Source organism: Erwinia sp. E_sp_B01_1, from assembly GCF_036865545.1.
In the GTDB taxonomy this organism is placed as follows: domain Bacteria; phylum Pseudomonadota; class Gammaproteobacteria; order Enterobacterales; family Enterobacteriaceae; genus Erwinia.
This window is the reverse complement of the sequence record NZ_CP142208.1, coordinates 349,863-361,929: the sequence shown is the minus strand read 5'-3', so window position 1 is coordinate 361,929 and position 12,067 is coordinate 349,863. Positions and strand designations below refer to the sequence as shown.

General features: G+C 53.7%; 7 protein-coding genes. 1 reads left to right on the top strand and 6 read right to left on the bottom strand.

What is annotated here, in order from left to right; translation table 11 throughout:
• Window positions 1-56: 56 nt before the first annotated feature.
• Window positions 57-386 carry a thiosulfate sulfurtransferase GlpE gene (gene glpE, locus VRC33_RS01585; protein ID WP_338560190.1) on the bottom strand — a complete coding sequence of 110 codons (330 nt, stop codon included), beginning with the start codon at window positions 384-386 and terminating at the stop codon, window positions 57-59.
• Window positions 387-615: 229 nt separating this feature from the next.
• On the opposite strand from glpE, the gene glpD reads away from it, so the two are divergent.
• Entirely contained in the window at window positions 616-2,124 is a 1,509-nt protein-coding gene (gene glpD / locus VRC33_RS01580; RefSeq protein WP_338560189.1) for a glycerol-3-phosphate dehydrogenase, read from the top strand.
• Between the two features lie 329 nt (window positions 2,125-2,453).
• Here glpD and glgP read toward each other — a convergent pair whose 3' ends face one another.
• The 5 genes from glgP to glgB all read right to left on the bottom strand — a co-directional run bounded on the left by glgP (window position 2,454) and on the right by glgB (window position 11,900).
• Window positions 2,454-4,901, bottom strand: coding sequence for a glycogen phosphorylase (glgP, locus tag VRC33_RS01575; RefSeq protein WP_338560188.1), 2,448 nt, complete (start codon window positions 4,899-4,901; stop codon window positions 2,454-2,456).
• Between the two features lie 21 nt (window positions 4,902-4,922).
• Entirely contained in the window at window positions 4,923-6,356 is a 1,434-nt protein-coding gene (gene glgA / locus VRC33_RS01570) for a glycogen synthase GlgA (RefSeq protein WP_338560186.1), read from the bottom strand.
• 73 nt (window positions 6,357-6,429) lie between these two features.
• Window positions 6,430-7,719: a glucose-1-phosphate adenylyltransferase gene (gene glgC, locus VRC33_RS01565; RefSeq protein ID WP_338560183.1), complete on the bottom strand. Its 1,290-nt coding sequence runs from the start codon at window positions 7,717-7,719 to the stop codon at window positions 6,430-6,432.
• Between the two features lie 12 nt (window positions 7,720-7,731).
• Window positions 7,732-9,717 (bottom strand): glycogen debranching protein GlgX, encoded by a 1,986-nt coding sequence (glgX, locus tag VRC33_RS01560; protein WP_338560180.1) that lies wholly within the window; start codon window positions 9,715-9,717, stop codon window positions 7,732-7,734.
• Window positions 9,714-11,900 carry a 1,4-alpha-glucan branching enzyme gene (glgB, locus tag VRC33_RS01555; protein WP_338560178.1) on the bottom strand — a complete coding sequence of 729 codons (2,187 nt, stop codon included), beginning with the start codon at window positions 11,898-11,900 and terminating at the stop codon, window positions 9,714-9,716. The genes glgX and glgB overlap by 4 nt, the downstream gene beginning before the upstream one ends.
• Window positions 11,901-12,067 lie beyond the last annotated feature (167 nt).

Here is a 12,067-nt window from a genome sequence, read left to right as displayed (position 1 = left end):
AGTCCCTGTTTATCATAACGAAAGAACAGTATACCGCACAGTTTAAGGGGATACAGTTAAACCGTGACGGCGTCCACCTGCTGCGGGAACGCAACCCGCCAGGCTTCAAAGCCACCATCAATGCTGTAAACCCGATCAAAACCTTGTGTCAGCAGATATTGAGCGGCTCCTTTACTGCTGTTGCCGTGATAACACATCACCAGCACCGGCGTAGCGAAATCCGACTGCCCGATAAAGCTGTGCAGCGTATCGTTATTCAGATGAAACGCGCCGCTGGCATGAGCCGCAGCAAAACTCTGGGGATCGCGAATATCAACCAACAGCGCCTTGCTGTCAGCGAGCTGTGCCTGTGCCTGCTGCACACTAATGCACTCAAATTGTTCCATGGTGGGTTCTCATTAAAGTCGGACAAACAGGCGCCATTGTAACGCGAAGGTTGCCAGGAATAACCCGAACTGTTGCAGGGTTATCAGCCTTTTCTTTGCTCAATTATGTTACCTGCATCACGCATAAATGTTTTTATTCGGTTAACGCTGGCAACAATGCGCGTTTACGATTATTATAATGCTCGAAAACGAACATTTAAGAACTATTCCGAACACCGGAGGGGATGACGTGGAAACCAAAGACTTGATCGTAATCGGCGGCGGTATCAACGGCGCTGGCATTGCGGCTGATGCTGCAGGTCGCGGCCTGTCTGTGCTGATGCTGGAAGCGCAGGATTTGGCTTGTGCCACCTCTTCCGCCAGCTCAAAACTGATCCATGGTGGCCTGCGCTATCTGGAACATTATGAATTCCGCCTGGTCAGTGAAGCACTGGCCGAACGCGAAGTGCTGCTGAAAATGGCACCTCACATCGCTTTCCCGATGCGTTTCCGCCTGCCGCACCGTCCGCATCTGCGCCCGGCATGGATGATCCGTATCGGCCTGTTTATGTATGACCACCTGGGCAAGCGCACCAGCCTGCCCGCCAGTAAAGGGTTGCGTTTTGGCTCAGATTCTGTGCTTAAGCCTGAAATTGTGCGCGGATTCGAATATTCTGACTGCTGGGTGGATGATGCACGCCTGGTGGTGCTTAACGCGCAGGAAGTTGAAAAGCGTGGTGGCGAAGTCCGTACCCGTACCAAAGTTACCCGCGCCTGGCGTGAAAATGGCCTGTGGGTGGTGGAAGCCGAAGATATCGACAGCGGCAAAACCTTTACCTGGCGCGCTAAAGGCCTGGTGAATGCGGCAGGTCCCTGGGTTAAACAGCTGTTTGATGACGGCCTGAAGCTGAAATCGCCTTACGGCATTCGCCTGATTAAAGGCAGCCATATTGTGGTGCCGCGCGTTCATACGCAGAAGCAGGCCTACATTCTGCAGAATGAAGATAACCGTATCGTGTTTGTGATCCCGTGGATGGATGAGTTCTCCATCATTGGTACCACTGATGTCGAATACAAAGGCGATCCGAAAAACGTCCATATCGACGATAAAGAGACTGAGTACCTGCTCAATGTGTTCAACAACCACTTTAAAAAGTCGTTGAGCAAAGAAGATATTGTCTGGTCCTACTCAGGTGTTCGTCCGCTGTGTGACGATGAGTCTGATTCACCTCAGGCCATCACCCGTGATTACACGCTGGATGTACGCGATGATAATGGTCAGACGCCTCTGCTGTCGGTGTTTGGTGGCAAGCTCACCACTTACCGTAAGCTGGCAGAAGCCGCGATGGAAAAACTGGCTAAGTACTATCCGAAAGCGGGCCCGGCCTGGACCAAAACCTGCGTGCTGCCAGGCGGTGATATTGCCGGTTCACGTGATGATTATGCCGCCAGCCTGCGCCGCCGTTATCCGTTCGTTACCGAGGCGATGTCTCGTCACTATGCCCGTACTTACGGCAGCAACACTGAAAAGCTGTTGGACGGGGCAAAGAGCCTGGATGATTTAGGCGAGCTGTTTGGTCACCACTTCTATGAAGCTGAACTGCGCTATCTGATGGAAAACGAGTGGGTGCGTGAACAGGACGATGCCCTGTGGCGCCGGACCAAAATCGGTATGTGGCTGAACGAAGAGCAACGTGCGCGTGTGGGCGCATGGCTCGCAGAGCACGCTAAAAAACCGGCGCTTTCACTGGCCTCATAACGCTCTCTTCCTTCAGTCGCGCCATAAATAAAAAGCGGGCTTAGTACCTTAAAAAGGACTAAGCCCGCTTTTTTTATGGGAATAATCGAAAACCCTCGATTTCCGCCCTGTCCCCTGCCCTGAACACCAACACTCATGCTTAAAGCGAGAGGGACACAGGCCGTGAATAAAGCGTCCCGGCACATGGACGTGCCGGGCCGAGCTATCAGGGACGATGCTTTTTGCGTCTTTATGAACGGCCTGTGTCCCTTGAAGCCGACACAGGTTTTGGATATTAAAGCTGGTGCTGGTTTTAAGTTTTCAAATCCAGCACCGTTTTCAAAAGCTCGTTACAACCGCACCGGCTTAATGCCCCAAATCTCATCCGCATACTCCTGAATCGTCCTGTCGGATGAGAAATACCCCATATTAGCGATATTCAACAAGGCCCTGCGGGTCCACTCATCCGGATTACGATAAAGCTCGTCCACCTTATCCTGCGTATCCACATAGCTGCGGTAATCTGCCAGCAGCTGGTAGTGGTCGCCAAGATTGACCAGCGAATCAAAGATATTGCGATAACGGCCAGGCTCCTGAGGACTGAACACGCCGGTGGCAATCTGCGTCAACGCCTGATGTAACTCCGCATCCTGCTCATATATCTTGCGGGAGCTGTAACCGCTTTTGCGCAGCTCATCAACCTGTGGCGTGGTGTTACCAAAGATAAAGATATTCTCCTCGCCCACATGTTCCAGCATCTCAACGTTGGCTCCGTCCAGCGTCCCTATAGTCAGCGCGCCATTCAGGGCGAACTTCATATTACTGGTGCCCGACGCTTCCGTCCCGGCCAGAGAAATCTGCTCAGAGAGATCGGCTGCCGGAATGATAATCTGCGCCAGGCTAACGCTGTAATTCGGGATAAAGACCACTTTCAGCTTATTCTTCACCAGCGGATCGCTGTTGATCACCTTTGCCACATCGTTGATCAGATGAATAATATGCTTCGCCATGTAATAGGCAGAGGCCGCTTTACCGGCAAAAATATTGACGCGGGGTACCCAGTCCGCTTCCGGATCGGCTTTGATACGGTTGTAACGGGTAATCACATGCAGCACGTTCAACAACTGACGCTTATATTCATGAATACGTTTAATCTGCACGTCAAACAACGCATGCGGATCGATGACGATATCCATCTTCTGGGCAATATACTCCGCCAGCCGTTTTTTGTTGTGCAGCTTGGATGCGCTGATCTGGGCAAGGAAACCTGGATAATCCGTATGCTGCTTCAGCTCACCCAGCTGGCTCAGTTCGGTGCGCCAGTTGCGGCCTATAGCTTCATCCAGAACGCCGGAAAGAGAAGGGTTAGCCAGCGCCAGCCAGCGTCGTGGCGTCACGCCATTGGTCTTATTACAGAAACGGCCCGGGAACAGCGCGGCAAAGTCGGCAAACAGCGACTGCACCATCAGGTTTGAATGCAGCTCAGAAACGCCATTCACTTTATGGCTGACCACCACCGCCAGCCATGCCATACGGATTTTACGGCCATTGGTTTCATCAATGATTGAAATGCGCGATTGCAGATCCCAGTCATCCGGATAGTAATCCTGAATGGTCTTGAGAAAGTAATCATTGATGTCGAAAATAATCTGCAAATGCCGCGGCAGGATTTTGCCGATCATATCCACCGGCCAGGTTTCCAGCGCTTCCTGCATCAGGGTGTGGTTGGTATAGGAGAACACCTGGCAGTTAATTTCAAACGCATCATCCCAGCTGAATTTGTGCTCATCAATCAGCAACCGCATCAGCTCCGGAATAGCCAGAACCGGGTGCGTGTCATTGAGGTGGATGGCAATTTTGTCCGCCAGATTGTCAAAGGTCTGGTGCATTGCCCAGTGACGACTGAGAATATCCTGCACCGTCGCCGAGACGAGGAAATACTCCTGCCGCAGCCGCAACTCCCTGCCTGAATAAGTGGAGTCATCGGGATAGAGCACGCGGGAAACGTTTTCCGAGTGGTTTTTATCCTCAACGGCCGCAAAGTAGTCGCCCTGGTTGAATTTCCCCAGATTGATCTCATTACTGGCCTGAGCCCCCCATAGCCTCAGGGTATTAGTCGCATCGGTGTCAAAACCCGGGATAATCTGGTCATAGGCCATCGCCAGCACTTCTTCGGTCTCCAGCCAGCGGGAACGGCTGCCTTCAAGCTGGATACGGCCACCAAACCGCACTTTGTAACGGGTGTTGTAACGCTGGAACTCCCAGGGATTGCCATATTCCAGCCAGTAATCCGGTGACTCTGCCTGACGCCCGTCCACGATATTCTGTTTGAACATACCATAGTCATAGCGGATGCCGTAACCGCGTCCCGGTAAGCCAAGCGTGGCAAGAGAATCCAGAAAACAGGCAGCCAGCCGACCTAAACCGCCGTTGCCAAGACCGGGATCGCTCTCTTCTTCAATCAGCTCTTCCAGACTGAATCCCATCTCTTCCAGCGCCGCGTTAGCATCATCATAGATGCCCATTGCCAGCAGCGCATTCGACAGCGTTCGTCCGACCAGAAACTCCATCGACAGATAATAAACCTGCCGTACATCCTGGGAAAGTTGCGCCCTGTTGGAGCGTAACCACCGTTCAACCATACGATCGCGCACTGCCAGCAGCGTGGCGTTCAGCCACTCATGCTTATTGGCAATTGAGGGATCCTTACCAATAGTAAACATCAATTTGTAGGCGATGGAGTGTTTCAACGCTTCAACGCTGAGAGTGGGAGCGGTATAGGTGAAAGGTGAGTTCATATCAAATTTCCCATTTCCAGATTACAACAGACGCTGATAGAGATCGCGATAGGCTACAGCAGCAACCTGCCAGCTAAAATCCATGCCCATCGCCTGACGCTGAACATAGCGCCACAGCGTGGGACGTGACCAGAGTACAAAGGTGCGTCGGATAGCCCGTAACAGAGACCAGGCATTACTGTCTTCAAAGACAAAGCCGCTGGCAATCCCATCGGCAAGGTTCTCCAGCGAGCTGTCATTAACCGTATCCGCCAGCCCGCCCGTACGCCTGACCAGCGGCAGCGTGCCATATTTAAGGCCATACAACTGAGTCAGGCCACAAGGCTCAAACCGGCTTGGAACCATGATCACATCTGCACCACCCATGATCCGGTGTGAAAAAGCTTCGTGATAGCCAATCTGCACGCCAACCTGCCCCGGATATTCCGCAGCAGCAGCAAGGAAGCCCTGTTGCAGCACTGCATCCCCGGCACCCAGCAGCACCAGCTGTCCGCCCTGCTCCAGTAAACCAGGCAGAGCTTCCAGCACCAGATCCAACCCTTTTTGTTTGGTCAGGCGACTGACCACAGCAAACACCGGCACTTTATCGTCAATCTTAAGCCCCATGGTGATCTGCAACTGACGCTTATTCTCAACTTTGGCATCCAGAACATCGCGGTTATAGCGCGCGTTCAGCAGCAGATCGTGCGCCGGATCCCAGATAGCCGGATCCACGCCGTTCAGAATACCGGTCAGCCTGCCCTCCATCTGCCGCTGTTTCAGCAAATCCTCCATGCCGTAACCAAACTCCGGCAGGGTGATTTCACGGGCATAGGTCGGACTGACGGCAGTAATATGATCGGCGTAAAACAGGCCCGCCTTCAGGTAGGAAATTTGATTATAGAATTCCAGCCCAAACATGTTGAAGAAAGAGGCTGGCAGCTGGATCTCATCAAGATGTTTCGCCGCGAACAGCCCCTGATAAGCCAGGTTATGAACGGTGAAAACCGACTTTGCCGGCCGCCCTCTTGCTGCGAGATAGGCGCACGTCAGCCCGGCATGCCAGTCATGCGCATGCACCACTTCCGGACGCCAGTAAGGATCCAGTCCACAGGCCATTTCACAGCCAATCCAGCCCAGTAAGGCAAAACGGAGATAGTTATCCGTATAAGCAAACTGTGACTCATCGTGATAGGGGCTACCGGGCCTCTCATACAGGCCCGGTGCATCTATCAGGTAAATCCCCACCCCATCAAATTGCCCGTACAGCAGCTCTACGTTGCCCGCGAAGGTTTGCAGGCTGGCTACAACCTGCTGATCGGTGACCCCTTTTTTCAAATCGGGAAACGCCGGGAGCAGAACTCGGGTATCAATTCCTTCCGCAATTTGCGCCGCAGGTAATGCCCCAACAACATCAGCAAGCCCGCCCGTTTTCAGCAGCGGGAAAATTTCTGAACAGACATGTAAAACCTGCATTATCGGCTCCTTTACTGTGTACTGATGCGGTCCTCCGCATCAAAAACCTTGCCCAGACTGCCTTGTAATTTTCTTAGCTTCGCCAGCCCAGTTTGGCCAGCATAGAACGCGTCACCAGCACTATCCCCTCATCTGAACGGTAGAAACGTCGCGCGTCGTCATCCGGGTTCTCCCCGATTACCGTTCCTTCAGGCAGCACGCACGCGCGGTCAATTACACAGCGGCGCAGGCGACATGAGCGCCCCACCACCACATCCGGCGAGAGCACAGAGGATTCGATATTGCAGAAAGAATTGATTCGTACGCGGGAAAACAGCACTGAATTCACCACCACCGAGCCGGAAATAATGCATCCACCCGAAACCAGAGAATTCATCGTCATCCCGTGACTGCCGGACCGGTCCTGCACAAACTTCGCCGGTGGAAGCGGCTCCATATAGGTGCGAATCGGCCATTCACGGTCATACATATCCAGCTCTGGCTTCACGGAAGCCAGGTCGAGATTCGCTTTCCAGTAAGCCTCCAGCGTTCCCACATCGCGCCAGTACGGCAGTGAAGTTTCATCACTTTGTACGCAGGAGATGCTGAAAGAGTGCGCCAGGGCCTCACCGGTTGCGACAATCTGCGGAAGAATGTCTTTACCAAAGTCATGATTGGAATTGGGATTTTTCAGGTCTTCTTCCAAAAGTTCGTAAAGGTAATCCGCATTGAAAGCATAGATGCCCATGCTTGCCAGCGCCTGGTTTTTATCACCTGGCATATGGGGCGGATCGGCTGGCTTCTCCAGAAACTCGACCACTTTATTCTCATCGCTGACCGCCATCACGCCAAAAGCGCTGGCTTCTTCAATCGGCACCGGCAGACAGGCGATGGTACATTTAGCCTCATTTTCTACGTGATCCAGCAACATGCGCGAGTAATCCATTTTATAGATATGGTCGCCTGCGAGGATCACGATATATTTCGCCTGATAGCGGCGAATGATATCCAGGTTCTGAGTGACCGCATCAGCCGTCCCGCGATACCAGTGTTCGGTAGTCTGACGTTGCTGAGCCGGAAGCAAATCTACAAACTCGTTCATCCCCTCGTTAAGGAAAGACCAGCCGCGCTGGATATGTTGCACCAGCGTATGAGATTGATATTGCGTGATCACCGCGATTCGACGGATCCCGGAGTTCAGGCTGTTTGACAGGGCAAAATCGATAATGCGGAACTTACCACCGAAGTGGACAGCCGGTTTAGCGCGCTTGGCGGTAAGATCTTTCAACCGCGTGCCGCGCCCACCAGCCAGGATCAGGGCTACAGTTTGAGTTGGCAATTGTTTTGCCAGCATCAGGGGATCGTTCTTATCTGAATTTATCATGTCTGACTCCTGTTATGATTGCTTTTGGAACACGCACACACCGTGTGCTGGCCCATGCCAGACAGTTGTAAGGATCGGGTTGTCATCCCCGGCGAAGGGCGGAATGGCGTGCCATTGACCTTGAGGCAGTTTGATATCGCCAACTTCTTCGGTGGCGTTAATAGTGATCAACCAATTTTGTGACAGACGGATCTGCAGACGACGCACCCCGTAATGCCACTCCTGTTCGCCAAACGGCTGGCCCTCCGGCCCAAGCCACTCAACGTTTCCATCTCCTTCCTGCCACCAGCGATCGATTTGCAACGCAGGGATCTTTTTGCGCAGATGAATCAACGCCGAGGTAAACGCAAATAACCCACTGTCATTATTTTCCCAGTCCAGCCAGGTCAATTCATTATCCTGACAGTAGGCATTATTATTTCCATGCTGACTGTGGCCATGCTCATCGCCGGCCAGTAGCATTGGGGTTCCCTGCGCCAGCAGCAGCGTGGTTAACAACGCGTGCACGCTGCGGCGACGGTGCTCTGTAACCAGCAGCGGCGCATTCAGTCCTTCAACCCCGTGGTTATGACTGTAATTTCTGTTGTTGCCGTCCCGGTTATCTTCACCATTGGCTTCGTTGTGCTTGTGGTTAAAGCACACCACGTCGGAGAGGGTAAATCCGTCGTGAGCCGTCACCAGGTTGATGCTGGCTGAAGGCAATCTTCCCTCCTGCTGGAAAACATCGCTGGAGGCGGCAAACCGTCTGACAAACTCCGCGTTGGAGATCTCGCCATATAGCCAGTAACGCCGGACAACATCGCGGAAATGGTCATTCCATTCCGCAAAGGGCGCCGGGAAGTTTCCTACCTGGTAGCCACCAGGGCCTATGTCCCAGGGTTCTGCAATCAGTTTGCACCCAGACAGAACCGGATCGGCTTCAATGGCCTTGAACAGCCCGGCATCCCGGTGATACTCCGGTGTACGCCCAAGTACGGTAGCCAGGTCGAAGCGGAAACCATCAATGTGGCACTCCTCAACCCAGTAGCGCAGGCAGTCCAGTGTCCAGGCCATCACTTCAGGATGGCTGATGTTCAGCGTGTTGCCGCAACCGGTCCAGTTGGCATAGGCCCCCTGCTCATCAAGCCAGTAATAGCTTTTGTTATCCACGCCGCGTTTCGACAGCGTTGGGCCACTCTCTTCAATCTCTGCCGTGTGGTTAAACACCACATCCAGAATCACTTCTATACCCGCCGCATGCAGCGCTTTTACCGCCTGCTGAAACTCGTTGCGCGGATGAAAACCGTCGACCCCGGAGGCATATCGCGCATCCAGCGCATAGAGCGCTAACGGATTGTAGCCCCAGTAGTTGGTCAGCCCTTGCCGCAACAGACGCGGTTCATGAGCAAAAAAAGCCACGGGCAGCAGTTCAAGGCTGGTGATACCCAGCCGTTTGAAATAGCCGATCATCACCGGGTGGCCCAGCGCCGCATAGGTGCCCCGGATCTCAGGTGGGATGCCGGGATGCCGTTTCGTCAGTCCCCGCACATGTGCTTCGTAAATCACCGTAGAACCCCACGGCACACAGGGAGGACGATCGTCCTCCCAGTCAAAGTCATCTGCCAGCACCACGCTTTTAGGGGCCACAGCAGCGCTGTCTTCGGTGTTCATTTCGGTTTCACCGCCCTGAAAACGCGGATCGTCAGGTACATCCCCTTCCACTTCTCTGGCACAGGGATCGACCAGCAGCTTATGCGGATTAAAGCGATGCCCCGCCTGCGGATCCCAGGGGCCATGCACCCGGTAGCCATAACGCTGCCCCGGTTTAATCGCCAGCAGATAGCCATGCCAGATATTCCCGCTGCGTGCAGGCAAATCCATTCTTGTTTCCTGCCCTTTGCTATCAAACAGGCAGAGCTCAACGCGCTCTGCATGTTGTGAGAACAAAGTAAAGTTCACCCCTTTTCCATCGTAAATCGCGCCAGCAGGCGAGGATTTACCAGGAAGCAGTGGACTCATGGCACCTCCCGGGCAAGCCAGAGGGTGGACAGGGGTGGCAGCGTCATACTGACCGAATGTTCGCGATCGTGGCTTGGCTGCGGTTCGCTGTGGATCACGCCATGATTTCCAGCATTACTGCCGTGATAGTGCTCCGAATCGGTATTCAGCACTTCGCGCCAGCTACCCGCACCTGTTACCCCAAACCGGTAATTTTCGCGAGCGACAGGCGTAAAGTTACTGACCACCATCAGTTCGTTGCCTTCACGATCGCGCCGCACAAAGACAAACACCGAATTTTCGAAATCATCCACTACCAGCCACTCAAAGCCCATCGGGTCGAAGTCCAGCTGGTGAAGTGGCGCGTGCGCCTGGTAGGTATGGTTAAGGTCGCGGACCAGTCGCTGAACGCCGTGATGCCAGTTGTCTTCCCCTTCCAGCAGATGCCAGTCGAGGCTGACGTCATGGTTCCACTCTCTGCCCTGGGCAAATTCATTGCCCATAAACAGCAGCTTTTTGCCGGGAAAGCCGAACATCCAGCCGTAGTAGGCACGCAGGTTGGCAAACTTCTGCCAGGCATCGCCGGGCATACGGTCAAGAATCGAGAGCTTGCCGTGCACGACCTCATCATGTGACAGCGGCAGGACAAAGTTCTCTGTCGAGTTATAGAGCATGCCAAAAGTCATATTGTTGTGGTGATGCTTGCGGTGCACCGGATCCAGCTTCATATAATCCAGCGTGTCGTGCATCCAGCCCAGATTCCACTTGTACCAGAATCCCAGCCCTCCCATTTCGGGCGGCCTGGAGACGCCAGGGAAGTCGGTAGACTCTTCAGCAATGGTGACAGAACCCGGTACCGCCGTGCCTAACATACGATTGGTATAGCGCAGGAATTCGATCGCTTCCAGATTCTCTCTGCCGCCCAGGTGGTTTGGCACCCATTCACCTTCGGCACGGCTGTAATCGCGATAAATCATTGAGGCGACAGCATCCACACGCAGGCCGTCAATGCCAAACCGTTCCGCCCAGTAAAGGGCATTACCTGCCAGATAGTTACTGACTTCGCGCCGGCCAAAGTTATAGATCAGCGTGTTCCAGTCCTGATGATAGCCTTCACGGGGATCGCCATGCTCATACAGCTCGGTGCCGTCAAATTTTGCCAGACTAAAATCGTCTGAAGGGAAATGGCCAGGCACCCAGTCAAGCAGCACATTCAGGCCTGCTTCATGGGCCGCGGCGATGAAATTGCGGAAATCGTCCCGCGTGCCGAAACGACGGGTGGGCGCATACATGCCGGTGGGTTGATATCCCCAACTGCCGTCAAAGGGGTGTTCGTTGATGGGCATCAGCTCAAGATGGGTAAAGCCCATCTCTTTGACATAGGGCACCAGCTGTTCGGCCAGCTCTTTGTAGCTCAGCCAGTAGTTATTGTCAGTGTGCCGACGCCATGACCCCAGATGAACTTCGTAAATGGAAATGGGCCGATCAAAATCATTGGCACGCTGACGGGCTTCCGTCATTTCGGTTTTAGGCGGAATACCGCAAATCATTGAGGCGCTTTCCGGCCGCATCTGTGCTTCAAATGCGTAGGGATCGGACTTCAGCCGCAGTTTGCCATGCAGGTCGATAATCTCGAATTTATACAGATGTCCCTGGACTGCGCCGGGAACAAACAGCTCCCACACGCCAATCTCGCGGCGAAAACGCATCGGATGGCGACGACCATCCCAGAAGTTGAAATCTCCCACTACCGATACGCGTTGAGCATTCGGTGCCCAGACAGAGAAACGCGTGCCAATGACGCCATCAATCACGTCGGCATGCGCCCCCAAAGTCTCATAAGGGCGGAGATGCGTCCCCTCCGCCAGCAGCCAGCTGTCCATCTCCGCCAGCAGTGGGCCAAAACGATAGGCATCATCGATCAGGTTTTGCTGACCATGCCAGGTGACCGCAAGCTGGTAGCGAAAACGATTTTTACGCCTTGGGATCACGCTCTGGAAATACCCCCGGGAATCCAGGCATTTAAGCTGGGCGCATTTACGCCCGGTATTGGTTTCAATCACCCATACTTCGGTGGCATCTGGCAGGAGCGCCCTTACTTCCAGCCCGTTTTCTGTCTGGTGCATACCAAGAAGCGAGAAAGGGTCTGCATAGTGGCCGGAGAGTAGTGCATTAATAAGCTGACGTTCCGTTAGCTCGGACATGTCTGTTTTCCCGTGATATAGGGCAGGCGATCCTCTCATCGCCTGTGAAAGGGCGAGGGATGCTCTGCTCTTCAATGAGCCAAAAGCACGCTGACGGGAAAGGTGGCTATCCAGTACGAAAACCGCCGCAGCGCGCGACAACTTCTTAAGATAAGGCAAATTTTTTC

What these genes read in the sequence shown, in the direction of transcription:
- glpE (WP_338560190.1), bottom strand. Translation starts at nt 386, where the DNA reads ATGGAACAATTTGAGTGCATTAGTGTGCAGCAGGCACAGGCACAGCTC.
- glgP (WP_338560188.1), bottom strand. Translation starts at nt 4,901, where the DNA reads ATGAACTCACCTTTCACCTATACCGCTCCCACTCTCAGCGTTGAAGCG.
- glgA (WP_338560186.1), bottom strand. Translation starts at nt 6,356, where the DNA reads ATGCAGGTTTTACATGTCTGTTCAGAAATTTTCCCGCTGCTGAAAACG.
- glgC (WP_338560183.1), bottom strand. Translation starts at nt 7,719, where the DNA reads ATGATAAATTCAGATAAGAACGATCCCCTGATGCTGGCAAAACAATTG.
- glgX (WP_338560180.1), bottom strand. Translation starts at nt 9,717, where the DNA reads ATGAGTCCACTGCTTCCTGGTAAATCCTCGCCTGCTGGCGCGATTTAC.
- glgB (WP_338560178.1), bottom strand. Translation starts at nt 11,900, where the DNA reads ATGTCCGAGCTAACGGAACGTCAGCTTATTAATGCACTACTCTCCGGC.